The organism is Thalassobacillus pellis (genome assembly GCF_016908295.1).
Taxonomy (GTDB): domain Bacteria; phylum Bacillota; class Bacilli; order Bacillales; family Halobacillaceae; genus Thalassobacillus; species Thalassobacillus pellis.
The window spans coordinates 692,426-718,112 of the sequence record NZ_JAFBDO010000002.1; the positions used below are offsets into that span (position 1 = coordinate 692,426).

General features: G+C 42.1%; 34 protein-coding genes. 15 read left to right on the forward strand and 19 right to left on the reverse strand.

All coding sequences use genetic code 11. The features are described from left to right. The first annotated feature begins 92 nt into the window (after positions 1 to 92). The gene (lepB, locus tag JOC33_RS09280; RefSeq protein WP_205092207.1) at positions 93 to 614 is read left to right on the forward strand and encodes a signal peptidase I; all 522 of its coding nucleotides are present in this window, start codon (positions 93 to 95) and stop codon (positions 612 to 614) included. Positions 615 to 673: 59 nt separating this feature from the next. Here the strand turns inward: lepB and JOC33_RS09285 are convergent, their stop codons facing one another. From JOC33_RS09285 to JOC33_RS09295, 3 genes are all read right to left on the reverse strand, one after another. Continuing rightward, entirely contained in the window at positions 674 to 811 is a 138-nt protein-coding gene (locus JOC33_RS09285; RefSeq protein ID WP_205092208.1) for a YvrJ family protein, read from the reverse strand. Between the two features lie 66 nt (positions 812 to 877). Next, the gene (locus tag JOC33_RS09290; protein ID WP_205092209.1) at positions 878 to 1,090 is read right to left on the reverse strand and encodes a DUF2922 domain-containing protein; all 213 of its coding nucleotides are present in this window, start codon (positions 1,088 to 1,090) and stop codon (positions 878 to 880) included. 34 nt (positions 1,091 to 1,124) lie between these two features. After that, complete coding sequence (locus JOC33_RS09295) at positions 1,125 to 1,349, reverse strand: DUF1659 domain-containing protein (protein WP_205092210.1); 225 nt, start codon at positions 1,347 to 1,349, stop codon at positions 1,125 to 1,127. A 177-nt stretch (positions 1,350 to 1,526) separates the two neighbouring features. Here JOC33_RS09295 and JOC33_RS09300 point away from each other — a divergent pair, with 177 nt between their 5' ends. Both JOC33_RS09300 and JOC33_RS09305 read left to right on the forward strand, forming a co-directional pair. Next, complete coding sequence (locus JOC33_RS09300) at positions 1,527 to 1,946, forward strand: hypothetical protein (RefSeq protein ID WP_205092211.1); 420 nt, start codon at positions 1,527 to 1,529, stop codon at positions 1,944 to 1,946. 566 nt (positions 1,947 to 2,512) lie between these two features. Continuing rightward, positions 2,513 to 3,031 carry a DoxX family protein gene (locus JOC33_RS09305; protein ID WP_205092212.1) on the forward strand — a complete coding sequence of 173 codons (519 nt, stop codon included), beginning with the start codon at positions 2,513 to 2,515 and terminating at the stop codon, positions 3,029 to 3,031. Positions 3,032 to 3,099: 68 nt separating this feature from the next. Here JOC33_RS09305 and JOC33_RS09310 read toward each other — a convergent pair whose 3' ends face one another. Continuing rightward, on the reverse strand, positions 3,100 to 3,465 hold the full coding sequence (locus JOC33_RS09310) for a hypothetical protein (protein ID WP_205092213.1): 366 nt from the start codon (positions 3,463 to 3,465) through the stop codon (positions 3,100 to 3,102). 153 nt (positions 3,466 to 3,618) lie between these two features. Here JOC33_RS09310 and JOC33_RS09315 point away from each other — a divergent pair, with 153 nt between their 5' ends. Beyond that, the gene (locus JOC33_RS09315) at positions 3,619 to 4,374 is read left to right on the forward strand and encodes a sulfite exporter TauE/SafE family protein (RefSeq protein ID WP_205092214.1); all 756 of its coding nucleotides are present in this window, start codon (positions 3,619 to 3,621) and stop codon (positions 4,372 to 4,374) included. Here JOC33_RS09315 and JOC33_RS09320 read toward each other — a convergent pair. Then, positions 4,349 to 4,867, reverse strand: a complete 519-nt coding sequence (locus JOC33_RS09320) for a hypothetical protein (protein WP_205092215.1) — start codon at positions 4,865 to 4,867, stop codon at positions 4,349 to 4,351. The genes JOC33_RS09315 and JOC33_RS09320 overlap by 26 nt on opposite strands. A gap of 70 nt (positions 4,868 to 4,937) precedes the next feature. Here JOC33_RS09320 and JOC33_RS09325 point away from each other — a divergent pair, with 70 nt between their 5' ends. The 4 genes from JOC33_RS09325 to JOC33_RS09340 all read left to right on the forward strand — a co-directional run bounded on the left by JOC33_RS09325 (position 4,938) and on the right by JOC33_RS09340 (position 7,789). Continuing rightward, complete coding sequence (locus JOC33_RS09325; protein ID WP_205092216.1) at positions 4,938 to 5,390, forward strand: GNAT family N-acetyltransferase; 453 nt, start codon at positions 4,938 to 4,940, stop codon at positions 5,388 to 5,390. Between the two features lie 65 nt (positions 5,391 to 5,455). Continuing rightward, complete coding sequence (locus JOC33_RS09330; protein WP_205092217.1) at positions 5,456 to 7,195, forward strand: B12-binding domain-containing radical SAM protein; 1,740 nt, start codon at positions 5,456 to 5,458, stop codon at positions 7,193 to 7,195. 43 nt (positions 7,196 to 7,238) lie between these two features. Further along, positions 7,239 to 7,577 (forward strand): DUF3905 domain-containing protein, encoded by a 339-nt coding sequence (locus JOC33_RS09335; RefSeq protein WP_205092218.1) that lies wholly within the window; start codon positions 7,239 to 7,241, stop codon positions 7,575 to 7,577. 83 nt (positions 7,578 to 7,660) lie between these two features. Continuing rightward, positions 7,661 to 7,789 (forward strand): YjcZ family sporulation protein, encoded by a 129-nt coding sequence (locus JOC33_RS09340; protein ID WP_205092219.1) that lies wholly within the window; start codon positions 7,661 to 7,663, stop codon positions 7,787 to 7,789. Positions 7,790 to 7,869: 80 nt separating this feature from the next. On the opposite strand, the gene JOC33_RS09345 is transcribed toward JOC33_RS09340, so the two are convergent. From JOC33_RS09345 to JOC33_RS09360, 4 genes are all read right to left on the reverse strand, one after another. Next, positions 7,870 to 9,234 (reverse strand): TrkH family potassium uptake protein, encoded by a 1,365-nt coding sequence (locus JOC33_RS09345; protein WP_275576980.1) that lies wholly within the window; start codon positions 9,232 to 9,234, stop codon positions 7,870 to 7,872. A gap of 323 nt (positions 9,235 to 9,557) precedes the next feature. Beyond that, positions 9,558 to 9,983 carry a YwpF-like family protein gene (locus tag JOC33_RS09350; RefSeq protein ID WP_205092220.1) on the reverse strand — a complete coding sequence of 142 codons (426 nt, stop codon included), beginning with the start codon at positions 9,981 to 9,983 and terminating at the stop codon, positions 9,558 to 9,560. 169 nt (positions 9,984 to 10,152) lie between these two features. Then, positions 10,153 to 11,172, reverse strand: coding sequence for a GTP 3',8-cyclase MoaA (gene moaA, locus JOC33_RS09355; protein ID WP_205092221.1), 1,020 nt, complete (start codon positions 11,170 to 11,172; stop codon positions 10,153 to 10,155). Between the two features lie 35 nt (positions 11,173 to 11,207). Beyond that, positions 11,208 to 12,470, reverse strand: a complete 1,263-nt coding sequence (locus tag JOC33_RS09360; protein ID WP_205092222.1) for a molybdopterin molybdotransferase MoeA — start codon at positions 12,468 to 12,470, stop codon at positions 11,208 to 11,210. 310 nt (positions 12,471 to 12,780) lie between these two features. Here JOC33_RS09360 and JOC33_RS09365 point away from each other — a divergent pair, with 310 nt between their 5' ends. Continuing rightward, the gene (locus tag JOC33_RS09365) at positions 12,781 to 14,130 is read left to right on the forward strand and encodes an FAD-dependent oxidoreductase (protein WP_205092223.1); all 1,350 of its coding nucleotides are present in this window, start codon (positions 12,781 to 12,783) and stop codon (positions 14,128 to 14,130) included. A 95-nt stretch (positions 14,131 to 14,225) separates the two neighbouring features. On the opposite strand, the gene JOC33_RS09370 is transcribed toward JOC33_RS09365, so the two are convergent. The 6 genes from JOC33_RS09370 to JOC33_RS09380 form a co-directional block, all read right to left on the reverse strand. Beyond that, complete coding sequence (locus JOC33_RS09370; RefSeq protein ID WP_205092224.1) at positions 14,226 to 15,119, reverse strand: EamA family transporter; 894 nt, start codon at positions 15,117 to 15,119, stop codon at positions 14,226 to 14,228. A gap of 245 nt (positions 15,120 to 15,364) precedes the next feature. Beyond that, entirely contained in the window at positions 15,365 to 15,499 is a 135-nt protein-coding gene (locus JOC33_RS20535) for a hypothetical protein (RefSeq protein ID WP_275576981.1), read from the reverse strand. A gap of 123 nt (positions 15,500 to 15,622) precedes the next feature. Continuing rightward, the gene (locus tag JOC33_RS20540; protein ID WP_275576982.1) at positions 15,623 to 15,757 is read right to left on the reverse strand and encodes a hypothetical protein; all 135 of its coding nucleotides are present in this window, start codon (positions 15,755 to 15,757) and stop codon (positions 15,623 to 15,625) included. Between the two features lie 107 nt (positions 15,758 to 15,864). Then, entirely contained in the window at positions 15,865 to 15,999 is a 135-nt protein-coding gene (locus JOC33_RS20545; RefSeq protein WP_275576983.1) for a hypothetical protein, read from the reverse strand. 107 nt (positions 16,000 to 16,106) lie between these two features. Further along, a complete protein-coding gene (locus tag JOC33_RS09375; protein WP_205092225.1) occupies positions 16,107 to 16,244 on the reverse strand; it encodes a YrzI family small protein in 138 nt (45 codons plus the stop codon). A 702-nt stretch (positions 16,245 to 16,946) separates the two neighbouring features. Next, positions 16,947 to 17,489, reverse strand: a complete 543-nt coding sequence (locus JOC33_RS09380; RefSeq protein WP_205092226.1) for an HD domain-containing protein — start codon at positions 17,487 to 17,489, stop codon at positions 16,947 to 16,949. 293 nt (positions 17,490 to 17,782) lie between these two features. Here JOC33_RS09380 and JOC33_RS09385 point away from each other — a divergent pair, with 293 nt between their 5' ends. Together JOC33_RS09385 and JOC33_RS09390 are read left to right on the forward strand one after the other, a co-directional pair. Then, positions 17,783 to 18,112 (forward strand): hypothetical protein, encoded by a 330-nt coding sequence (locus JOC33_RS09385; protein WP_205092227.1) that lies wholly within the window; start codon positions 17,783 to 17,785, stop codon positions 18,110 to 18,112. A gap of 17 nt (positions 18,113 to 18,129) precedes the next feature. Continuing rightward, on the forward strand, positions 18,130 to 18,285 hold the full coding sequence (locus JOC33_RS09390) for a hypothetical protein (protein WP_205092228.1): 156 nt from the start codon (positions 18,130 to 18,132) through the stop codon (positions 18,283 to 18,285). Positions 18,286 to 18,387: 102 nt separating this feature from the next. Here JOC33_RS09390 and JOC33_RS09395 read toward each other — a convergent pair whose 3' ends face one another. Then, a complete protein-coding gene (locus tag JOC33_RS09395) occupies positions 18,388 to 19,782 on the reverse strand; it encodes an MFS transporter (protein ID WP_205092229.1) in 1,395 nt (464 codons plus the stop codon). A gap of 158 nt (positions 19,783 to 19,940) precedes the next feature. Here JOC33_RS09395 and JOC33_RS09400 point away from each other — a divergent pair, with 158 nt between their 5' ends. Continuing rightward, on the forward strand, positions 19,941 to 20,504 hold the full coding sequence (locus tag JOC33_RS09400) for an FAD-dependent oxidoreductase (RefSeq protein ID WP_205092230.1): 564 nt from the start codon (positions 19,941 to 19,943) through the stop codon (positions 20,502 to 20,504). A gap of 50 nt (positions 20,505 to 20,554) precedes the next feature. On the opposite strand, the gene JOC33_RS09405 is transcribed toward JOC33_RS09400, so the two are convergent. Then, entirely contained in the window at positions 20,555 to 21,046 is a 492-nt protein-coding gene (locus JOC33_RS09405; protein WP_205092231.1) for a hypothetical protein, read from the reverse strand. 755 nt (positions 21,047 to 21,801) lie between these two features. Continuing rightward, positions 21,802 to 22,752, reverse strand: coding sequence for a magnesium/cobalt transporter CorA (gene corA / locus JOC33_RS09410; protein ID WP_205092232.1), 951 nt, complete (start codon positions 22,750 to 22,752; stop codon positions 21,802 to 21,804). Positions 22,753 to 22,930: 178 nt separating this feature from the next. Here corA and JOC33_RS09415 point away from each other — a divergent pair, with 178 nt between their 5' ends. After that, the gene (locus JOC33_RS09415; protein ID WP_205092485.1) at positions 22,931 to 23,485 is read left to right on the forward strand and encodes a GNAT family N-acetyltransferase; all 555 of its coding nucleotides are present in this window, start codon (positions 22,931 to 22,933) and stop codon (positions 23,483 to 23,485) included. A gap of 67 nt (positions 23,486 to 23,552) precedes the next feature. Here the strand turns inward: JOC33_RS09415 and rsgA are convergent, their stop codons facing one another. Continuing rightward, positions 23,553 to 24,590 (reverse strand): ribosome small subunit-dependent GTPase A, encoded by a 1,038-nt coding sequence (gene rsgA, locus JOC33_RS09420; protein ID WP_205092233.1) that lies wholly within the window; start codon positions 24,588 to 24,590, stop codon positions 23,553 to 23,555. Between the two features lie 324 nt (positions 24,591 to 24,914). Between rsgA and JOC33_RS09425 the strand changes: the two genes are divergently transcribed. Then, positions 24,915 to 25,088 carry a hypothetical protein gene (locus JOC33_RS09425; RefSeq protein WP_205092234.1) on the forward strand — a complete coding sequence of 58 codons (174 nt, stop codon included), beginning with the start codon at positions 24,915 to 24,917 and terminating at the stop codon, positions 25,086 to 25,088. Positions 25,089 to 25,320: 232 nt separating this feature from the next. After that, positions 25,321 to 25,503, forward strand: a complete 183-nt coding sequence (locus tag JOC33_RS09430) for a hypothetical protein (protein ID WP_205092235.1) — start codon at positions 25,321 to 25,323, stop codon at positions 25,501 to 25,503. Positions 25,504 to 25,687 lie beyond the last annotated feature (184 nt).

The window sequence follows — 25,687 nt, forward strand, 5'->3', positions numbered from 1 at the left end:
TTTCCATCTTTTTTTATGTTAAAATGGGGATGTATGGGTTATGGGCCTTGTACAATTTCTTCATATTACGTACTTCAGAAGGGAAGATCATTTTGACAGAAGAAACTAAAAAAGAATGGATGGAATGGATCAAGGCAATTATCATAGCAGTGCTGCTTGCATTCATCCTGAGAACATTCTTTTTCTCAACTTCCATTGTAGAAGGTGTCAGTATGGACCCGACCTTAGAGAATGGCGAGCGCGTCATGTTCAACAAGATTATTTATTACGTGGATGAACCTTCTTATGGAGATATCGTCATCATCAACCGGCCGGTTAGAAGTTATGTAAAGCGTGTAATCGGCATGCCGGGAGATGTCGTCGAAATCCGCGATCATAAATTATATATCAACGGTAAACAAAAAGACCAGTCTTATCTCGAAAAGACTGCCAAACAAAGCACATATGATTATGGTCCAATCAAAGTACCTGAAGATCACTATTTCGTTATGGGGGATAACCGCTCGATAAGTAAAGATAGTCGTAATGGACTTGGTTTTATCAAAGAAAGCGAGATTATCGGAAGGACAGAGTTAGTGGTCTACCCCTTTAATGAATGGGGACTGACAAGGTAATAATAAAGACAGAAAAAACAGCTGTGAGCAATATTTCACAGCTGTTTTTTTCAGTTATATCAGGATCCCCACTTCTCCGGTAGATGATGCAATGCATTGATCATCACATCCAGCTTCCCTTCAATCCGGTGCAGCAAATAAAAAGTCACCGCAATAGGAAAACCGAGCTCTGTCACATATGGCATCCATGCTTCCATTTATTCTTCCTCCTTTCTGACTGAATATAGAGAAAGAGGCTGCCCAAAGGACAACCTCATCATGGGTTATAGCTGGATTTCCTGCACGTTCCGTTCAACGATACGTGCTTCTTTCTTAGCGACCAAATCTCCGCCGGAAGAAATGAAGCAATTTTGTGTGATGATTGTATCCATCGCTGTATTTACCAACGCAGCGTCTACTGGTTCAACCGGTGCATCCAGTGCAATAGTTACAACCTTCCCATCCTGGTTGAGAAATTTCAATTCTAACTTTTTCATACTACCCCTCCTTTCTAATTTACTTTGTTACGGACTAGGCGTTCAGAAGATTGCTGCTGTCCCTGCGTTCAATACGCTGAAGGGCATAAGACTGAAGCGGTTTTAACGCGTTTGCTACCGTGAATAGCTGATCATCTGTTGCATCCGTTTTGACATTGTGGAAGCTCTTCACTTTGTAAATACCGTTACCATCTTGATCAAGCCCGGTTTCAAGCACCATCTGCAATGTCGAATCTACTCTTACGCTTGTTACTGCCATGTCGATCACCTCCTTTCACTCCTATAATCGATCAAAGCAAAAGAAAGGTGTCATGGGATTAAACAAAAGCGCAAGCGCCTGTCCACCCCCGACAAGCTTAAGCCAAGCCTCGCCGTGACGTTCTTTGTCACAGAGAGGATCGGCTTAAGACCTCGAGGGGGTAGGCGCTGGAGCTGGATGAAACAAAAGCGCAAGCGCCTGTTCACCCCCGACAAGCTTAAGACAAGCTTCGCCGTGACGTTCTTTGTCACAGAGAGGATCGGCTTAAGACCTCGAGGGGGTAGGCGCTGGAGCTGGATGAAACAAAAGCGCAAGCGCCTGTCCACCCCCGACAAGCTTAAGCCAAGCCTCGCCGTGACGTTCTTTGTCACAGAGAGGATCCCAAAATGGTTATTTCCAACCATCCATTTATATAATTTCCTGACAGTAAAAAAAAGCAGCTGTGAAAGGGACATTTCACAACTGCCTTTAAAACCTTCAATTGTTTGGGGGAGTGGTCTTGTGCACCCACGGCCAGCCTCCTATGTAACGCGTATCAAAGTGAATCTTCCTACGGCCTCAATGATGCATATCTTGGATGCAGTATGTTTCATTTAACAGAAGACAAAAAAGAGAGGGAAGCCCCTCTCTTTGGTATGTAGAGTAATCCCTACATGGATAGATGACAGCATTTAACCGCTGCCATTCCTATTGTCCTTATCCGTTATCAAAGATACAATAGCCGATATTTAAAAGAATGATCAAAAATGATATAAGAAAAAAGGTCACGTCCCACATGCCTTCCACCTCCTCATCATTATTATTTTAGCAAAGATGCCAGTTATTCGCCTATACTAAAATTAAAAAAATACTATTTATTCTTCTTAAGGGATAAAAAGGCGGCACTAACCGGTTTACGTGACTTATCTGACAGCCTATTTTCCAGCTTATTATATCCATCGTTCCCTTTTTACTCCTACCCATAACATGATGTCATTAGTCGTTCACAAGAAAGCCATAACTTTGTTGCTAAATTGTGAAATAGTGAGCAATGTCGTTCCTCTTCTATAAAAAAGTGATATGATGTAAGTGTAGAAGATGATCTCAGGTTTATCCGAACCAGCGGGGTTACTTTTACAACATCTTGTGAAATAGTGAGCATATTAAAAAGGGAGATGGAACTTATGATTAATACTTTCTTAAGGGAAAACAATGTGGTTGCTGCACTGCTGACTGTCTTACGCGTTTATCTTGGTTATACTTGGCTGACTGCCGGGCTTGGAAAATTAGCTGGCGGCTTTGATGCTGGAGGATTTATCCAGGGGGCGATTGGCAAAGCTGCTGGTGATCATCCAGCTGTACAAGGCTGGTGGGCAGCTTTCCTGGAAGGTGTTGCTCTTCCGAATGCTGAACTGTTCACGTTTATGGTAATGTGGGGAGAAATTCTTGTCGGTGCAGCTCTCATCTTAGGAGTCTTTACTAATTTCGCAGTACTTATGGGACTCGCCATGAACTTTGCCTTCTTATTCAGTGGCACAACAAGCACAAACCCACAAATGGTACTGATCGGTGTCCTGATTGCTGCAGCTGGCTATAACGCTGCCAGATTTGGTCTCGACCGCTGGGTGCTTCCATTCCTTCGCCACACTACCGGTAAAAAAATGAATCCTAAGGAAGAACGCACAGAAACAGCCATCGCTTAGTGAAAGTCTACGAATATGGAACCTTCCGAAGAAGTGGAGGGTTCCTTTTTTATTCTTATTCAAATCACTTAAAGTACGACTGAACGAAATTTTTTTACAGCTAAATAAATGGTTATAGCGACGAGAAACCAATACATAAGAGTATCAAAAGAAAACGGCGTTTCCTTATTGATATTCATTACATTAAGAATAGTATAGAAAACAACAAGGGGCAGTATGAACACCCTGTTAGGCAGTTTCTCTCCTCTTTCCATCCCCCCATGTTTCCTTCTTATAATAAAAGTTAAAGCCACCGCTATCGTCAAAGAGCCAAAGAAGAAGAACCCCGTTGATATGTTCTTAAGTACCATATCAGGGTAATATTCCTCCACACTGATAACAAAAATGATGAGTAGAAAAAATATGGAAGGAATACTTGGAACAAATTTTTTCATATGTTAACTTCCTTTCCTATGTTTTCTTTTTAGATTCCTATTTTACCACAGAGGATGGATGACAGAACATCCCGGGTAACCGTCATCATGGTCGCAGCTTCGTTAAATTTGCTATAATAACACCATACTTTTTTAAGGAAGAAAGGGTCACTTATGGAACTGTTATCACTGATTTATGTATTTGCTGTAGGATTAGCTGCAGGGTTCATCAACGTAATGGCGGGTGGCGGATCACTCCTCACCCTTCCTATGCTCATTTTTATTGGACTCCCCTCCCCTGTGGCAAACGGAACGAACCGGATCGCAATCATGGCACAAAACTTGACGGCCATCCAGTCTTTCCGTGCGAAAGGTATTTTCCACTGGAAACAAGGGCTTTACCTCGCCATCCCTGCTGTTATTGGCTCTATAATTGGAGCAAACCTTGCAGTTGATATCTCAGAGGAAAGCTTCAACAAAACCTTATCGATTGTCATGTTAGTCGTACTGGTCATTATCCTTTTTAAACCACATCAATACTTGACTAAGAAAAAACAACTCCCGAAATTTCTTCATCAATGTATCCTGCTTGCAGCATTCTTTCTCGTGGGATTGTATGGCGGTTTCATTCAAGCGGGGGTTGGTTTTGTGATTATTGCAGCCCTCAGTATTATGACCAGTCATAATCTGGTGCATATCAACAGTTTAAAATTGCTGATTGTTGCTGTTTATACGGTCGCTTCGCTGATCGTTTTTATCATCCATGACCAGGTTGCCTGGGGATATGGTATTTCGCTTGCACTTGGCATGAGCCTTGGTGCATATATCGGTGCCCAGACAGCTATGAAAAAAGGAGAGGGCTTTATCCGGGTTATTTTGGTGCTTGCGGTCATCGCTATGAGTATTAAATTGTGGTTCGATGGTACGTGATCATCAGGAAATAACTTACTGTTTCTGCGACAAGTAAGATGCCTGCCTGGTTTGGCTGGGAAACATAATGCAAGGTCATGTTGATTTTTTCGCCATCGTCAGCATCAATGACAACATCCATTGGCACAAAAAGATTGATGGGCTCTGTTGCAGCTCCAGCTTCCAGTGCAGGATAGGCATCTCCATAGCGGGCTTTCACGAAGATTTTTCTATCATCAAACGTGTTCAAAATCTGGAAGGATGCTTCCCCATCAGGCGGGATAGACAAATTAATTTCTTTCCAAGCCGGCTTATTCTCCTCCCCATAATAAATGGTCAGTCTATTTTTTACGGGTGTAAGTATTCTTCCCCTGTAAACGGTACTTTTCGTTATAACTGCAAATTCTCCCGGGACAATTGTACTTTTGTTTAGTAAGAGTTTTTCTTTCCCGGCGTTAAACAGCAGACTTCCTTCTTGATATGTTACCGGCTTATGGATAATCACATGCATCATCCTCCTCTTACCAAATATATTACTTCAATTTCAACTTTCATACCTATAAGCTTAGAAAGCAGGTGCATAAATGGAACTGAAAGAAATACATACGCCAAGTGAGGAAGTATGGAAGCTTCTTTTACTGGCTGATCCTTCCCGGGAAATGGTAAAGAAGTATTTAAGTATGGGAAAACTATATGGCTTTTATCTTAATAACACGTTGGTCGGGGTACTGGTTTGGAAGGCGATAAAAGACCATGAAGCAGAAATTGTGAACATTGCCATCCGCGAAGAGGAACAAGGAAAAGGATACGGAAGAGTTTTACTTAATCATTCCTTTACCTTACTTAAACAATGTGGCTGTCGTTTGGTATGGATAGGTACTGGAAATTCCAGCATCAGCCAGTTATATTTATACCAATCCTGTGGTTTTGAGATGAAATATATAAAGAAAGACTTTTTCACCGATCATTACCCCGAACTATTATATGAAAATGGCATTCCATGCCGCGATATGATCATGCTGCGGAAAGAGCTATGAATTCTGGTATAATGAATTGGCAGCTATGTTAAAATTTAGAAAAGCTTACATATAGGAGTGACCAGATGAAGACGATTGTATCGACCCTGAATGCTAAATACATTCACACCAGTCTTGCTTTGCGTTATTTGAAAGCCTATGCACGCCCAAAATATGACCTGGACATCAAGGAATTCACTATTCATGAACCACCAATTGATATAGCCTCTGCCATCTATGCTGAAAAACCAGATGTGATCGGTTTCAGCTGTTATATATGGAACATTGAAGAAACCATTCCTGTCATCTCCATCTTAAAAAAAACGCTGCCTGATACATTGATTGTCCTTGGCGGCCCTGAGGTGAGCTATGACAGTAATTACTGGATGGATCGCCTTCCCGATGTTGATATCATCGTTCAGGGCGAAGGGGAAGCTACATTTCAAAAGCTTCTTGGTGCCATTGAAAATAACACGAACCTGAATGATATCCCGGGTTTGATGTATCGTAAGAATGGTAAAGTGATGCAAACGGTCCCTGCTCCAAAAATTTCGTTAGATGAGATTCCATCCCCGTTCCGGTTTGAAGAAGACTTGCCTTACTTATCCCAGCGCATCAGCTACGTCGAGACAAGCAGAGGATGCCCGTTTACCTGTCAATTCTGCCTGTCAAGCATCGAATTCGGTGTCCGTTACTTTGATATCGTTAGAATGAAGGAAGAATTGACATTCCTGATGGATCACGGGGCAAAAACCATCAAATTTTTGGATCGTACTTTTAATATTAACCGGAAGTACGCGCTCGAAATGTTTGATTTCATTATTAAAAATCATCGGCCGGGAACAGTTTTCCAATTCGAGATTACCGCAGACATTATGCGGCCGGAAGTGTTGGAATTCATCAATGAACATGCCCCGGAAGGTTTATTCCGCTTTGAAGTAGGTGTCCAGTCAACGAATGACCATACGAATAAACTGATCAAACGCCGGCAGAATTTCAATAAGCTGACAAGAACGGTGACTATGGTGAAGGACGGCGGAAAGGTCATTCAGCATCTTGATTTGATCGCCGGCCTGCCGGAAGAGGATTATCAGTCCTTCCGCAAAACCTTTAACGATGTATTTGCCCTCCGTCCGGAAGAGCTTCAGCTCGGCTTTTTGAAAATGCTGCGCGGAACCGGGCTTCGGATCGAAGCCGATAAATGGGGGTATAAATACATGGACCATGCCCCTTACGAAATGCTGGAGAACAATGTTCTGTCCTTTGAAGAAGTGACACGGATCAAACAAGTGGAAGATATATTGGAAAAGTTCTGGAACAAGCATTTCATGGACCATACTATCGAATACCTGATGGAACATGTTTTTGATTCTCCGTTCGACTTTTTCCAAGACTTCGGAAGTTACTGGCATGAGCAGCAATGGAATAAAATTGGTCATCAGCTCACTGATCTGTTCCGCCGCCTCCATCAGTACATATTGGAGGTTAAGCCGGAACATGCTGCCATGACAGAAGGTTTCATGCATCTCGATTACTACCAGAATTTCAAGCAGAAACCACGTAAAGGCTGGAATCGTGAGGCATTTTCGCTCGACAGAAAGAAAACGATTTACAATGAATTATGGGATGGAATGGATTTCAGCACGTTTGACTTTACTAAAAAAGACCTGTTTAAGCATACCATGCTCGAACACCTGCCATTCCAAATCGAAACGTATTTAAGTACAGGTGACGTGGAACCTACTCCTTCTCTGATGATCGCTGTGTATCCTCCGGGTGCTAACCATGTTCAATTCTTACAAGGGATGCATGCTGCTTATTCATAAATCGTAACCACCTGGAAATGCTATGGGTAAGGAGGAATGCATCATGCAGAGACAAAATGATGATTATCAAACCAATGAACTCGACTCATTCCCTCATCAGATCAATGCTCCCGTAATGGATGGAAATAAGCGGCAAAGTACTTTTGTCAATCCTTATGGAGTGACGATCGGTGACAGCTATTACGATTCCATGAATTCGCCGTTGAATCATTGGAGTGAAGAAATTGATCCAGCTGTGATGGCAGGACCGGAATGGGTTCACGAGACGAACGATATCGGCTGGAATACATCCTTCAATCGAAAATTAATGGAAGAAAATTATGTTGCCAAAAGAAAAAATTTCAGCCACCCAACCCATGACAGTGCTTATAGGACGGATTAAAACTTTTCCATCTGGGTGAATGACCATACACGAAACCCCCGGTCGCATATAGTGTAATGTACCGACCGAGGAGGTGAGCTTGTATGTACGGATATAGTCCTTACGGCTACGGTGGATGTAGATACCGAGGAGGCGCTTATGGCAATAACTTCGCCTTGATCGTCGTGTTGTTTATTTTGCTCATCATCGTAGGTGCTGCATTCTACTGCTAATATTGATTGTGGGCCACCAAAAAAAAGCGCTACTCTTTAACGGAGTGCGCTTTTTTTGATTTGCGTGGTTTTTATCCCTCTCAACCAATGATAATTCGTTCTTTAGGGTATTCGTAGTTACCTGTCTTTTTCTTTTCTTTTTTCAATGTAAATAGAAATGTAAGGATACCGATTCTTCCAATGAACATCAATATCATGATGATCAATTTGCCTATCGTAGACAGATCTGAGGTTATCCCTGTCGACAAACCGACTGTGCCGAAAGCAGAAGTGACTTCAAATAACAACTGGTTCAATGTGAAGGGCTCTGTAATGGTCAATATCAACACAGCAGAAAAGCAGGTCATTACAGCCATTATAGTCACAACCACCGCTTTGATAAGGTCATCGTCATGAATTTGTCTTCCAAAAATTCTGATATGGTTCTGGCCTCTTGCATAAGTGAGTACGAAAATCACCACTAGTGCGAATGTGGTCGTCCGAATCCCACCCCCAACACTGCTGGGAGAAGCACCAATGAACATTAAAGATGACATGAATAACCGCGTCTGTTCGGTAAGCTGAGTGACATCCATAGTGGCAAGCCCGCCACTTCTTGTCGTCACCGACTGGAATAGCGCGTAGAAGAATATTTCATGCCATGACTTGTCTGCGAAAAAATTATTGATTTCAAAAATAAAAATGAAGACCATCCCTAAAATAACAAGAGCAAAGAAGGTAAAGCTCGTCAATTTAGCAAATAGAGAAAAACGTTTGACCCTGTTTTCATAGGAAGGCGCGAATAAATATTCTTTTACTTCAATCAATACCGGGAATCCAATCGCCCCGGCGATGATTAATAGCATATTGATAAACTGGACGAAATAATCATCCTTATAAGGGATAAGAGACTGACCTGTAATGTCGAACCCGCCGTTAGTCATCGCACTGATTGCCCCGAAGAAACCTTGCAGATATGCTTCTCCCGCAGGGAAGTACTGGAGAAAGTACGTACCTAATACAAGAAAACCGATAAATTCGATGAGCAAAACGACCAGAATGATTTCACGGATCAGTTTGACTACCCCCTGGAAGGAAGTCTGGTTTTGATCAGTCATGATAAGCCGGCGTTCCTTCAAGCCGATTTTTTTTCCAAGAAGGAGCCATACAGCTGTACCAAGACTCATGACACCAATCCCGCCCAGCTGGAGAACAAAGGCTAATAATATAATTCCTGTCGTACTGAATGTATCTGATATGTTAATGACAGACAAACCTGTAACACTGACAGCGCTGACTGCCGTGAATAATATATTTATAAATGAAAGATCCACTCCCGCCTGGTGAGCAACTGGAAGTCCCAGCAGAATCGATGCTATCGTGACTGCCCCCAGATAAAAAAGAGCAATCAACTTAAACGGGGATAATTTATCCACCCATCTTAAGCTTCGGTTTCTCATATACATGTTTTTTTCTCCTTCTTACGGCAAATTACCTGGTTTTATACGAGATTTAGGGAGAACTCGACATATTTTTCCCAAATAGACCTTCATCCATTATAGCAGTGTAAACGCTGATATCCCATTCTTGTTTAAAAAAAGTGAGGAAATAGCAAAAGCTTAAGAAGCGCCGACATAGTTATGCCGGGGAACGGATTGACGTTTTTTCCCACATTGAGGATCAGTGGTAGGCGCTGAAGCTGGATGTGACAAAAGGTAAGCGTTTTGCGGGACAACATAAAAAGCCGCCATCCAGTCAGTCATCTGGATGGACAGCTTATTTACGGAAATCATTTTTCTGAGGAACTGCCTCTTTTCTTGAATTCTTCCAGAAGCTCATCTCCCTGGTAGCCTTCTTCAATCAGAAGCTTCAATGTTTTTTCTATTTGATCCTGCCTTCTGTCTACAATCGTTCCCATGAAAATGACATTCATATTATCGCCGATCAGATTGGTGTCAATTGTTTTGACCATCAGTGTTGCCGGCTGATTACTCTGTTTGGTGATTTTAACCTGGATAAGAAGGTCATCCTCATTGTTCATGTAATTCTCAAAAAATTCCTGATAACTTTTATCCACATATGCTTCTACTACCCATCTTCCTTTATCATCTTCCCTATTAATGATCAGGCCATCAATCAGTTTTATCCTTCGCTGAGTAATGTCCTCCTTTTTTTCTTCGACGAGATCCAAGGAAACGAGTTTGAACGTTTTCATGCCATTCACTCCCGACTTATGTATATAGGTTCATTATAGAGGAGAGTTGCTCTTTCGGCAAAAGTAAACGGAACTGCTCCCAAAACGTATTTGATTATAAAAACCAGGAAGAAAAATCAATTTCTTCCTGGCTTTTTGCTGTCACACAGTCTTTTTCGAAAGCTCGTTACTAGCCACCGATATAGGACATTTCAATTTTTTCTTTCTTCAGCGGCTTACCCTCTGCCCGTTCATCGGAGTAACGGTCCTTTCTACCGCTCCACAGCTTAATCAGTTCCAGTGTCAGTTCATGGTCACTGGCATGCTGGCGCAGGTGTGTTTTAATATCAAAGCCAGAAGTGGCAAATAAACATGTATACAATTTCCCGTCGGCTGACAGCCTGATTCTGGTACAGCTGCTGCAAAAGGACTCTGTCACGGAAGAAATGACGCCGATTTCACCTTCGCCATCCAGGTAACGGAACCGGTCAGCAACTTCTCCGTAATAGTTATGGTCAGCAGGCTCAAGCGGCATTTCTGCATGAATCCTATCAATAATCTCCTGTTTGGAAATGACGGTATCCATGTTCCAGCCGTTATGGTTCCCGACATCCATGAACTCAATGAACCGCAAAATGACGCCTGTCCCTTTGAAATGCCGCGCCATTGGAAGGATCTGACTGTCATTCATTCCTTTTTTGACAACCATATTAATCTTCACTTTAAGACCGGCATCAAGAGCAGCTTCGATACCTTTCAATACCGGCTTTGTATTTACGTTTCGGCCGTTAATTTCCTTGAAAACTTCGTCTTCAATTGCGTCCAGGCTCAAATTAACACGATCTAAGCCGGCTGCTTTCAATTTTTTTGCCTGTTTCACTAAAAATACACCATTGGTTGTAATCGCAATATCGTTGATACCATCTATCTCGTAAAGGCGGGCGATCAGCTGATCAAGGTTTTTCCTCATGAGCGGCTCGCCGCCAGTAATTCGAATCTTTTCCGTTCCAAGCTTCGCAAAAATTTCTGCCAGGCGGACAATTTCATCAAAGCTCAATAATTCGTTGAATGGAAGAAAACGATAATCTTCTCCGAAAATCTCTGCCGGCATGCAGTAAGTACAGCGGAAATTACATTGGTCGATAACGGAAATCCGTAAATCCTTCATCGGACGCTTATACTGATCTTTGATATATTGTGTTTCTGTCATTTAAAACCAACTCCTTGACTCTCCACAGAGAGCGATTAAAACAATGCCTGACCTTTTGGATCTTCAAGCAATATTGCTGTGACCGGGTCACCTTTTTCAAACCCTCTTGTTCCTCCCGGAAGCATGATCAGTGCATCTGACGCAGCAAGAGAGGTTACGACAGCCGATTTATCCATTCCGGCAGGACTAACATACACGTTCCCATCCCCATAATGGACAAAACCTCTAACAAACCGGGTGAACGGGTTTGGTTTAGGAAAATCAGCTCCGAGTGTGGCATCAATTTTCTTATGGAAAGGGTGTGCAGCTCCGGAAAATCCGCGAATGATCGGAAAAGCGAACAATTCAAAGCCGACATAGCAAGCAGAAGGGTTTCCGGATAGTCCAAATAAAAGCTTGCCTTCTTTTTCAGCAACCGTTGTCACGCTTCCTGGCCGCATTGCTATTTTATTAAACAGGACTTCTGCCTGCAGTTTCTCATATATCTCTGGCATAAGGTCAAAGTCCCCAACCGAAACGCCACCTGTAGTAATCAAGGCATCGACTTCTTCCAGGGCACTTGAGACTGCCTGATAACATGTATCAAAGTCATCTTCCAATTTTCCATAATATCGGACGATGCCTCCGGCGCGCTTAATCTGGGCCGCAATCATATAAGCATTCGAATTGCGGATTTTACCCGGCTGCAGCTCTTCCTCGACTTCCAAGAGTTCAGTACCGGTTGCAAACAGTCCGATAATCGGTTTCTTACCAACTTTCACTGTTGGATAGCCGAAAGTAGCAAGTAACGCCTTAACACCCGGATTGATAGGTGTTCCTTTTTCAACCAGGACTTCACCTTGGGAAGTTTCCGAACTTTTCTTGATGATATTCTGGTCTTCTTTCATCTGTCGCTTGATCGTCATCCATTCGCCCCCATCACGCTCTTCAGTCTGACAAACTTCAAACATCGCGACACAGTCGGCACCTTCAGGGATTTCCGCTCCGGTCATCAACCGGACCGCTTCCCCCTCTTTGACAGCCCGACTTGCCTGATGGCCAGCACCGACCTGCTCAATCACTCGGAAGGTGACAGGATTATCGGTTCCAGCCTCCCGCGTATCTTGAGACCTGAAAGCAAATCCATCGTAAGGGGACTTATCAAAGGGAGGAATGGGATGAGATGCTGTGAGGTTCTCTGCCAATATTCGCTCCTCGCAGTCATCAATCGATATCTCCTCTACCCCGCCTGGGTACTTACAGGACATTACCTTATCGACTGCTTCGGTTACTGGTATTGGTTTCCGGTCAAATTTCAACGATCAACTTCCTTTCTGCATTTGTTTTTAAGAATCGGTCATTATTTAATGTAAAAGTTTTCTATCTTCTACAAGAATTATAACAAACATACACGGTTCGACACGTCCAATACGGGTCAAATCCGTGAACTTTTTTGCATATTAAGTTTAAAATTTTTACTAATAAGCTATTTAACAATTTTATAGTTCAAAGGACACATTCACAGGAAGCTGAGTGAATGCGAGCTGTTCTAAGGACGGTATGACTGTTTTTCAAGTATGCTGATAGGGTATGATGAAGGAAAGATACATGTAAGGAGGCAAAAAAGAAGTGAATACTACATATGATTTGATAGTGATTGGAACAGGAGTAGCCGGAAGTACGGTAGCAACAAAAGCACAGAAGGAAGGCCTGGAAGTAGCCATCGTAGACGAACGGTCCTTTGGCGGTACCTGTCCGCAGCGTGGCTGTGATCCAAAAAAAGTCATGACAGGAATCAGTGCTATTTATGACGATGCCAAAAGAGTGAGAGGCCAGGGGATCAATGGAAATTTGATGCTTAGCTGGACGGATCTGAAGGAATTTACCAAATCATTTACTGACCCCATCCCGGAAGCGACCGAGAAGAAATTCAGAGATCAAGGCATCCACACGTTTCATGGACAAGCTTCTTTCACTGATCCACATACACTCCAGATTGGAGAAGAAAATATTACTGCAAGACATTTCGTTATTGCCACTGGTGCCAAACCCGCTGACCTTCCTATTGAAGGGGCAGAGCATTTAGTAACAAGTGACCAATTTTTCGAATTATATCAACTTCCTGATCGGATCTTGTTTGTAGGCGGAGGGTATATCAGCTTCGAATTCGCTCATCTTGCAGCAAGACTCGGTAAAAAAGTGATCATTGTCCATCGGGGCAGATATGTGCTGGAAGGATATGATTACGAAATGGCCAACAAGCTTGCTGAGCACACTAAAGATCTGGGTGTCGATATCCATAACGATACGGAAGTGACTAAGATAACAAAATTGGACAACGGCTACAAGATAGATGTGAAAAAATTCAACCATAGCCACGAACTGAAAGCAGATATGGTCGTGCATGGCGCCGGAAGATCTCCTAACCTGGAAGGACTAAGGCTTGATGAGGCAGGAATTGAATATTCAAAAAAAGGGGTTCGTGTCAACGACAACCATCAGTCCGTTTCCCAGCCCCATATTTATGCTGCAGGAGATTGTTCCGATAGCGGCCTGCCTGCACTCACACCCACTGCAGGAGAAGAAGCCGGACGGCTCCTTGATCATATGCTTCACGGAAAAAACCAGGAGCCGTTCCGTAAAGCTGTCCCATCTGTCGTGTTCACCTATCCGAAGCTGGCATCGGTTGGTCTGACCCAGCGGCAGGCAAAGGACCAGGAAATCCCTTATGAAACTTCATCAAAATCCATTACGGAATACTTCACTTACAAACGGACAAAGGAACCTGGCGCTTACGTAAAATTGATACTTAAACCATATACAGAGGAAATTCTCGGCGCGCATTTTATCTCCAGTAAAGCGGATCACCTGGTCAACGTGTTCACTCTTGCTATTGAGCATGGCTTGACTAAAAGCGACCTGAAACGGGTTTTATGGGCTTATCCCACAGCTGAAAGTGATATACCGAGCTTTTTTTAAGATAGCCACAAAAAATAAAGACCGGAACTTCCTATCGTGGGAGATTCCGGTCTTTTTCTGCTGCCAATAATCTTAATTTTCAGGAAGAAACATACTTAGTATTCTTTACTGCGGCGTATTACGGTGGCTCCCAGCTCATTAATGATGATAGCTGCCACAATCAACATAATCCCAAACCACTGCAAAAAGGTGACCGATTCAGAAAGAATGAGCATAGCAGATACGATGGCTACGGGTAATTCAACCGAACTTAATACATTGGCAAGTCTCCCCGAGATTAACGGAGCACCGATTGCAAAGAACAATGGTGGAATGACCGCCCCCACCAGGGCAAGACTTGCACCGAACAACCAGAGAGAAAGTTCAAATGGAAACAGAGTTTGAACATCTCTCGAGAATACGATCAGCACAAGGACCAACGAGCCGGATACCATCCAAAAGCTGCGCACGATCGGATGGGTTGTTACCGCTACCTGACCACTAAAAAATATGAAACCCGCATAAGTTACACCAGCTAACAGCCCAAGCAGGAGCCCTAGGGCAGGAAGATCAACAATTTTTTCTTCCATAATATTAGATGCAAACAAAACCCCTGTTAATGTTACTACCATGGAGACGATATTTATGCCTGAAGGTCGAATTTTATGGAAAATCCATTCATATATCATTCCAATCCAAACGAATTGAAATAACAGAATGATTGCCAGGGAAGCTGATAAATACTGCATGGCACCGTAATAAAAGATGCTCGTCAACCCTACTGTAGTACCTGTTGCTATGATCTTGACAAGATTACTTTTGGTCAATTCCCTTATATGTAACCCTTTCGCTAAGTACATTATCCCTAATAAAACAAGCGCAATGAGCATTTGAGTGATATTAATCTGTCCAAGTGAATATCCAGAATGAAAAGCGCTTTTTACGAATATAGGTGTGAACCCAAAACTCGCAGCACCCAATAAGACCATAATCACTCCTTTTAATTTCATAAGTATCACCTATTCATTTCCGATTGATGTTATCGCAGCTTTTTATAAACTGTCGGCTTTGCTTACAGACCAATTATTGCAAAGCACGGTTGCTTTCTCAAGATTTTCACATTTAAATAACCTCATTGATCAATATAAAGTTGCTCCTCTGAGAAAAAGAAAAAACACCTTTAAGAAAATTAATTTCCTTAAAGGTGTTTTTCCATGAATGAGGCGATAAATGAAATCCACCAAATTCTATACGATTAAAGCTGGGAATGCTTCAAACGTATACTTTCAATATGTTTTTTTACTTGTTGATATTTTAATGACTGCTTTGTGCGTACTTCTTCTGATTGTTTTTCGATAGATATATGAAATAACAGTACATTCAGTTTCATCCCAGAATCCTCCTTCGCTCCAAAAATTCCGCTAAGCGCTATCTTTCTCCATATTTAACCAAGCCAATAATTTTGTCATTTTCAACATTGCCCATCATTCCTTTCCTTATACTTTTATTAAAATCAAAGATTTATATGTTTCAACTTTACTTCTTCCAGACGCTTTTGGATCGCTTTATGCTTCATCGCCTGTTTATGACGTTCTTCCCTTGATAGCTTTTCAATATGAATGGTAAAAATAAGCAGGTTCAGTCTCAATTTTCTTCCTCCTTCCTGCTTGGAGCATTGCTAATCGGTATCTTTCTCCACGGTCATCCATTCGACAATCATCGCTTTTATCATCATTGATCCTCATCCTTTCTTATTTATAATTGATGGTGTTTCCATTTCGATTCATTGATAAGCTGTTTTATCTTACGATACTTCCTTGATTGTTGATTACGCTCTTTCTGTGACCGCTTTTCAATGGTCATAATAAAAAACAACATGTTCAGTTTCATGTAAACTCCCCCCTTCCCACGAAGGTTTCAAATCCAATGTTCTTTTGTGATTCTCCACGCTGCCTGAGAAATGATTATCATTCTGCTCTCATCCTTTCTTACATTTTTTACATTCTTGACAGATACATCATTTTCCGGTCGAACCACTCTTCCTCTGGTGTCCGAATGTATTTCCGATTTTTATTCGATATTGACTTTTCGCGTCTGCTGATATGGATGGTAAAAATAAAAAACTGCAGCGTCATGAGCTCACCTCCTTAACGTATGATGTATTTGCAAAAAGGATACGACGATCCTCTTAAACACGAACAAAATAGACAGCCGCCTAAATCAAAAGCGCAAGCGCCTTGTTCACCCCCGACCAGCTTAAGACAAGCCTCGCCGTGACGGGCTGTGTCACAGAGAGGATTGTCTTAAGACCTCGAGGGGGTAGGCGCTGGAGCTGGATGATCAAAAGCGCAAGCGCCTTGTTCACCCCCCGACCAGCTTAAGACAAGCCTCGCCGTGACGGGCTGTGTAAATTCACAGGCATGAAAAAAAACCACAGTGTGTTTGACTGTGGTTTTTTCCTCACTTCCTACAGGCATACCTCTCCCTTTAATGGGTACACGAGTGGTGCTATGGAAGTAATCATTAAAAAAACCACAAATCAATCCTATGATTGACCTGTGGTTTATATGCGCAATATGAAAAATGTCAGAATATTAACTCTCTAGTTGGCAGCACAAGCACAGGTCGAATCGTTATAGCTATTTAGTTGATAGGCTTTAGTCATTGCGTATTTCATATTTATTCGACCTCGCTTTCTGAATTATTTTACTTTCAAAGCAAAGTATATCCAATTGTGAACAGAATGTAAAGCATTTTTTGGAATTTCAGGATAAAATACCCTTGAGAAATTTCTTAAGCTATTAATATACAGGCTTTTTTACCTGTGTTTACGTAGCTTAACTGCTGATTTTTTCATCCTCGTCAATTGAATCCAATGCTGCTATTTTTTTATCAAGCTTTCGCAATAGTTTAATTGCTTCTGATTTTTCCATTTCTTTATAATGATGAAGACCTTTCGGCTGTTCATCCATATTATCTGCTTCAGTAACAACTCGCTGGAGCGCTGTCCGCTTACCTTTTAAGTCAAAAGGCAGGTAACTGTCCGTGTGAAGCAGAATAGCTAAGGAGACTTCTTTAGCTGCCAGTCGGTCTTCTCCCAACCTGATCAACAGTTTATGCGCACGTTCTGCTCCTTTAATGGCATGGATGTCATGACGACGATATTCGTCATAATCCCACTTTCCATCCCTGTACCATTCATAATGTCCCATATCATGCAGCAATGCCGCCTTGACTGCTAAATTGACATCCACGTTCTGCTCAACGGCAAGGTCAAATGCATTATATGCGACTGTAACAGCATGATTGACACCAGAACGCTGTAAATATTTCTGTGTCACTCGATGCTTGAATATATCTACTAATTTTACCTTTGACATATGCTTCCCTCCGTTGATTTTTTAACACCTAATATACCATTTTGCCCAAATCACAGCAACCGAAACCCCCTCCTCCTTCATACCAGGAATAACCAATTCCCTTAAGGAAAATGATCCGGCAGACTGCTTGTTTCATTCTATGCTTTTTAAAAAAGATGGTGTGGGAATAAATCACCTGGATAGAGAAACCCTCTCACATAGGCACATTGGACTAATTAGCAGGAATTAGGTTTCATAGAGATGAGGCCGGGGTATTTTTTTATCAACAACTACTTACTTTTGAGGTGATGAATTTGAGGGAATTGACATCTTATCACATACAGCTTAACCAATCATTAACTACTTCTGAAATTATCGCTATTAATAAATTTGTTTCTAAAAATGATTACGAGGTCTATTTAAATCAAGATCATCTGATTGCTGATTCCAGCAACCTTCCGAAGCTATTATCCTTTTTTCTATTAGCTGATACAACCAAACCTATGAAAATGATCATAGACGGAGAAAATGTCGAGTACGCCTATCAAAAGCTTGAACATATCTGGAACAAGCGAGTTGAACAATCGGCTCAGAGGATTAAATATACCGCTTCCCACGAAGATAATATTTCTATCGTAGTCTAAAGGAGGAGGTGGCGTACATGGCAGACAATCGTGAAGTCGAAGTGGAGAGAAAAGAGAAGAAATCGGACTCCAGCAAAGTTGGGGTCGCAGCAATCAAGTATATTACTTATTTGATTATCTTTTTCGGAATTTTATGGTTTTTAATTAATTATGTTGTAGGTCCGTTATTATAAAAAGATAATTCCTCTTTTGGAGGATTATCATATAAATCATCCTTTTCTCCATCTTTACCTGGCGAAACCCGCTCTAATCAATTAGAGCGGGTTTCGCTATTTTTATCCATACATTTGATTGGCAAGCTGCTTTTTTTGTCTTCTTTTTTTGTAGAATATATGAAACTGGATAAAAGAGAGCAAAATGATGATGCTGAAACCGAGAAAAACATTGCTGTACACCGATGTCTCACCTTCATAAGCGATTGGATTCACCGGATGGACAGGATGATAGACATCGAGAATCTTACCGATGACTGCCCCGCTCAACGCACCGGAAACAAAGTTCATCAAATTGAAAACACCCATTCCCACGCCTGTCTCGCTGTTATCCAGAAGATTTGCCAATATATCCGCTGTCGAGGCCTGTACCAGCGGGAAACTCATATAGGCAACAATGACTGCAGCACTCAATAGGATGACGCTGGTACCGATGACACCTGATAATAAAAAGAACCCTGCGGCTAGCAAAACCATCGCCAAATACAAAACAAATACATTCCCTTTTGTATCGACCAGGGATCCGCCTTTCTGGCCGATAATCGCAGCACTTAGAGCACCGGGAAACAGGACAAATCCAATCGCCATCGTGCTTAGCCCATAAACATCACGAAGCATGATCGGCAGCATGAACATCATTCCGAACAAGCATGTAATGCCGAGAAAGCTTGTAATGATGGTTGTCCGATATTTTCTATCTTTGAAAAGGTGTGGTGGAATGAATGGCTTTTCGACCATTTTCATCCGATAGAAATTAAGAACCAAAAACAGACCTGTCACAAGAAATAGCCAAGGTTTACCGAGGGTTATTCCGAGAAGGAGCGTTGCAATAACACCAGCGATGAATACGGCACCTGGATAATCAATATACCCTTCTCTTTTTGTTTCTTGCGGCAGATTATGCCTGAGAAATGGAAGTGTGACGATAATCAATGCAGAGGATAGAAACAGATAACGCCAATCGAGAAAGCCAGCAATGAAGCCTCCCGCTATTGGACCGACTCCGGAGGCGAAAGCCATCACAGATGAGATGATCCCGAGTACTTTCCCCCTCGTTTTCGGAAAATAACGCATCGGTGCCAGGAAAACTAACGCAGGAATCATTGATCCGCCGAGCGCCTGAATGACTCTTGCAACTAGTACCATTGCATAATTTTGGGCGAAAAAGCCGAACAAAGACCCTAATGTGAAAATTGTCATGCCAAACGTGATGAGCGTTTTATAAGGATAATAGTCTGCGAGCTTTCCATACATCAAAGCTCCGACTGAATATACCATGATATAGCCGGTCATTACCCAGCTCACCTCAGAGGGCATCAATTGATAGGTCGCCGCTATATCAGGAATAGCGATATTAAACATCGTTCCATTCATGACGGAAAACATCAATACCATACACAATGAAGCGAGCAGTCCCTTCGGATTCGGGATCTCGAGCTGTTTTTCTTCCGTTTCCATCACATCGCCCCCTTTAACTATTTCGCTTTGCGAAATAAATCGTACTCCTTTTTCTGATAGATTGCAATCTATAAATCTCATAAGCGTGATAATTTTCTTTAAGTACCTCGATTGGGTATAATTGTTAGTGAGTTATTTTTTATAAAGGAGAGATGTTGATGTACGATATTGCGATCATTGGAGCTGGACCTGCAGGAGCAAGCGCGGGAATATTCGCAGCAAAAGCAGGTAAAAGCACTCTGTTGTTCGATCACGGCAAAAGCATCACGGCAAAGGCATGGGTTGAAAATCATTATGGTGTAAAAGAAATCGAAGGGCCAGAACTCTTGAAAAAAGGACAACAGCAAGCTGTCGATTTCGGTGCTGAGTTAAAGGACGAGGAAGTGACAAGCATCGAGGAAGCTGGCGATCATTTTGTTTTACAGACGGAAAATGGCAGCTTTGAGGCAAAACACGTGCTGTTTGCTACAGGCATGTCCGTCAAACTCGCGGAAGAAATCGGTCTGAAGACGAAAGAAGGAAGCGAACCACGCGTTGCAAAAGTGATTGAAACAGATGAGAACGGCCGTACAGATAAGAAGAGTATCTGGGCTGCCGGAACCGTTGCCGGAGTAAGTGTCCATACGATCATCACAGCAGGTCATGGCGCAAGCATTGCCATCAATATCATCAGTGAATTGGAAGGAAAACGTTATGTAGACCACGACATCTTAAAAAAATAATGATAGACCCACGGAAAAATATATTCCGTGGGTTTTCTATTTCCCTTTATTTACATCGGCCAGGTTATATACGTCAGAAATTGATAAAATAATGTAACCAGAAAAGCATATAGAAACAGCCTTTTATAGTAAGGACTACGTTTCGGCTGCGTATAGAATATCCAGCCAAGCACCCAGAGAAAAGTTATGAGTGATAAAACGTCCATAAATTGAGCCGTTTCCTCCACCCCAAGCATAGGCACGATCATGACTGCCATCAAGGATGCCATCAACCCATGGACGATCGCCGGCCACTGGAGATCATCCCGGAAACCTACCAATACACTGATCAAAGCAGCAGTTATGAGACCTGCCAGCACACTCAATAGCAAAGAAGACTGAAGCAGGTAGACAAGTGTGCTTATATAAAGAGAAGCGAGCATCACTGCTGCCATGGAAAGATCATGGCTCTGCTTTTCAGCGTTCGCTTTTCTTAAGGAGATGGACATACTGACGAATAAGACCATTATGATGAGAATGACAATATAGAACCAGCTATTCATGGCTTTCCCCCCTAAGAAATTTTATGCGACAGGGTATCTGAATGATACTAACCTAAGTGGAGAAGAACCTTAGAAAAATTTGGCTTTTCGCCAAGTCCTTATGGCGAAAGCCTTCGTTTTACTTATACTTTAATCCTTTAACAAATTTAAATTTTCTTAAGGTAAAAAAATACCCATGGCCTTTTCGCCATGGGCATCCATCACTATTTACTATCTGGGACGTCTGGATTCCACTTCTTTTGCCTGTTCGAATTCGTTAAAGTCCATGAATATTCACCCTCGATTCGTTGGTTTTAGTAATACCTTTTTTGCATTTCAAGCCATGCGTTCCGATGTGGATTTTCCTTAAGCTGACCGAGCCATTTTCTAAGTCGAAGCATCCTTGTTCCCTCCGTTTGTTTATCATGTTTTCATTATAGGAAGAATCCATGTTTTCCATAACAGTCATAGGAGTGATTAGGCTTCAGTCTTTGGTCTGAATGGTTACTCCATCTATAGATAGCCGGGGGCCGCCCATTAGAAAAACTTGGCTTGTCGCCAAGTTCTTATAGCGAATGCCCTGGTTTTTCTTATACTTTAATCCTTTAACAAAGTTGAACTTTCATAAAGTGAAAAATGGCTGACCTCCAAGATGAAAAATAAGGGTGCGAGGAAACGAGCATAAAAAAGCTGCCGAGACTTTCTCGACAGCCTGGTCTTACTATAGTTTTTGAGGTGTTCCATAATATCTTTTTTTGCCAGCTAACAGCCACGTATCAATCGAACCAGCCTTTTCGCTTGAACCAGAAAAACATGGACACTGCTATAATTACCATCACAGTCCAAACTACGAAATATGCGTAACGTTCATCGAGTTCGGGCATATAGTTAAAATTCATTCCGTACACGCCGACAATGAATGTTAAAGGCATGAAAATAACGGAGATGACTGTCAATATCTGCATTGTCCGGTTCGTTTCGTGTGAATTCAACGACATATAACTGTCGCGGATGTCCTGGGTCATTTCCCGGTTAGAGGCAATGATTTCGGCCACTTTTATCAAATGGTCATGAATATCTGCGAAATACTCTTTCTGCTCCTTCACTCCATCTAAATGGTGAGAATTGAGAATACGATACAGCAGATCACGCATTGGATGGACGGTTTGCCGCATCAGGAGCAGTTCGCTCCGGCGGTCGAATAATTGCTCAAGCAGTCTGTCCATCGATAAATTCTGTGTGTTGTCCTCAATTTCATTGATATGGTCTTCAATTTCATACACGATTGGAAAATAGTTATCAACAACAGAATCCAGTATTTGATGAAGGACGTAATATTCTTCCCATGCATTAAGCTCCTTGCTCCGCTTCAGAAGTTGTCTTACGTGCTCCATCGAACGCATTTGCTGTTTGTGAAAGGTGACAATAAAGTCCTCACCGAGAAAAATGTCTATTTCCAGCTTGTGAAGAGTATTTGCATCAATCGAGTGGATGACAAAAAAGGTGTGATCTTCATAATAATCGAGCTTTGGCCGCTGCAGGTCATGGATACAGTCCTCGATTGCAAGCGGATGGAACTGGAAATAACTGTCCAACAGATCAATTTCATTTTCATCTGGATTTTCAAAATCCACCCAATACCATTGGATTTCGTGGGCTTGCAGCTGCTCGAGCGGGATATCTGTAAGTATTTCATTTGCTTTTGTCACTGCGGTGACCCTGTACATAATTATCCTTCCTTACTTTGAGCGCTAGTTATGTAAGACTTCTTTTATATTACCCAAAGCCGGTCTGCAAAAAACATACTACTCCCCTTCTCCAACCGGTAATTAGAGTTCCTTTTGTGATACCATATTAGTAAGGACCACCATATTAAGGGGGATGACTGTGATAAAACTGAACAGGATGACCTATATACCCGGGGAAAAAGTGATTTTACGGAGTATCAAGGAAGAAGACCATCCATATTTATGGAAGCTTATTTATGGGGAACAGGAACCAGAATGGAAAAAATGGGATGCCCCCTATTACCCGTTAGAACCCCATACGCTGGAAAGCTATCGCAGTTATGAGCGGGCGAGAATAGAACGCCTTCCGGAGAATGAACCGGACTCTCGCCTGATTATTGAAGTGGACGATGTAATCATTGGAACCGTCAGTTACTATTGGGAACATAAACCGTCTTTATGGTTGGAAGTAGGCATCGGTATCTATCGTCCGGAATATTGGAGCGGTGGCTACGGCACAGAAGCACTATCCTTATGGATTACGCATTTATTCCAACAGCTTCCCCTGGCAAGAGTCGGACTGACAACGTGGTCAAGAAATCAACGGATGATGCGTGTTGCGGAAAAATTAGGTATGAAGCTTGAAGGCAGAATGCGTAAATGCCGGATTTATGAAGGAAAGCATTATGATTCGATCCGCATGGGTATTTTACGGGAGGAATGGGAAGCTTAGCCGGGTTTCCTGTAAAAAGTCAACATAAGACGGGCTGGGAATAATCCCCAGCCCGTCTTATTGTTATTCATCTGATTCCTTTTGGCCCATACAACATACGGTTTGTTTTATGAGCTCCATATTTTTCTTTTAAGTCCAGCCGCTCAACTTCCCGAAGCATCTTCCGGTAATTTTTCAGCCGCTCTGAGGTAAGTACCCCTTTTTCAATCGCTTCGTTTACTGCACAACCTGGCTCACTGCCATGCTTACAGTCCCTGAATTTACAGTTTTCGCTTAAAGCATCAATATCAGAAAAAGCCATATCGACTGTATCGGAATCTCCCCACAGCTGCAATTCACGCATTCCCGGTGTATCAATGATAGCTGGTCCCTCGGGCAACAAAAACATTTCCCGATGGGTAGTCGTATGTTTCCCTTTCTGATCGGACGCCCTGACTTCCTGTGTTTTTTGCAGCTCTCTTCCGGTAAGAAGATTGATCAGAGTTGATTTTCCTGCTCCGGATGAACCTATCAGGGAAATCGTTTGTCCTTCTATCAATTCTTTTTTGATTTCATCCACTCCGCTACCACTGAGTGAATCGATGGCATATACGGCTACCCCTGGCGCTATCGCTTCCACCAGTTTCACTTTATCCTGTACTTCTTCAGCCAAGTCAGCTTTAGTAAGGATAAAAACAGGTTTTGCACCGCTTTCATAAACTTGCATCAAATAGCGTTCCATCCGTCTTAAATTGAAATCCTTATCAAGTGCGTTGACAAGAAACACAACATCAACATTGGCAGCCATCAGCTGTTCTTTCGTATTATCACCTGCGGCATGTCTCATAAGAATCGTTTTCCGATCGAGAATTCGGTTAATAACTGCCTTGTCTTCTCCTGTAAGTGGTGTGAATATTACCCAGTCACCGACGCAAGGATAATCCCGGGGGTCTGCCGAATGGAAGTGAAACTTTCCAGATACTTGCCCGTCATACAGTTTTTCAGGAGTCTGAATCAAATAATGCCCGCTCCCTGCCTTGATCACCCGACCGTAAATTTCGTCTACGGCTGTCTGGTTTGCAAAAAAATCCTGCAAGCCCAGGCTGTTCCATGTCCAATTTTCCAATAAAATTCCTCCAATTCATCAGGAGGTATTCAGCTATTATATCCTCCTGTATGCTCTCCAAAAACTAAGTTGACAAGACTGCTGATTGTGTGAAATTTGCTCATAAAACATCACGCTCCTTTTTAGTTACTCTTATTATAGCAAAAAGCGCTTTCAATGATATGGATTTTTTCCACTTACACGCTTGTTATCAGCAATAATGAATTTTCTACGGCTAAAGTGGAGTTACACGATGTTAATAATCTTTCACAAAACTTTTCTGAAGAAAAGCAGGAGGGTTAAGGTAGAGTTTTAACCTATAACTGAATCAGTAGGAGTAATTAAATGAAGAGCAATACATTAGCAGCATATAATATTCGTTTGTTATTCAGGGGAAACATTTTCGGCAATATAAAGGCTTTATATCGGTTTTCTAATATATTCATCTCCGGATCGGTCATTGCCATGAAAAACATTACTTTTCCAGCAATGCAAATAAAAACAGGGCATCCCGATTGAGGATGCCCTGTCTTGGAGTCCAAAGAATTTAGTAAAATGGTGAAGGTTTATTATATCACTCATTCGGTATAAAACACATAGGCAAATTGACCCACCCTTGTTTACAGACGGATAACAAAGAACACGTCTTTGTCACTAAACCCCCTTCCATCTCCCTCTCTTTTGTCACAAAGGATTATCCATTGAATAAAGCGGGAATTTGAATACCAAACTAAAGCAAGGAGGGTTGGATATGATTTGGTTATATTTTTTAGTTCCCCTTGCCATCCTCATCGCCATCGCGTTATATGTAGAGAAAAGAAGCAATAAAGATATGGATGATGCGACGATGAACAGAAAGGACAAAGAAACCCTGGAACAGGATTACCTGGAACGAGGTGCCCAGCACGAAACGGATCACCCGAAAAACTTGTAATAAACAAAAGCGTCCATCCTAATGGGCGCTTTTTTAATTTCAACGAGATTAAAAATGGAAGGCTGAGGTGCTTTTAGCTTCTGTCGCATCCAGTTCTAGCGCCTCTCCCCTCGATGTCTTAAGCCAGACCTCTCTGTGACAAAAAGCGTCACGACGACGCAAGGCTTAAGCTGGTCGGGGGTGA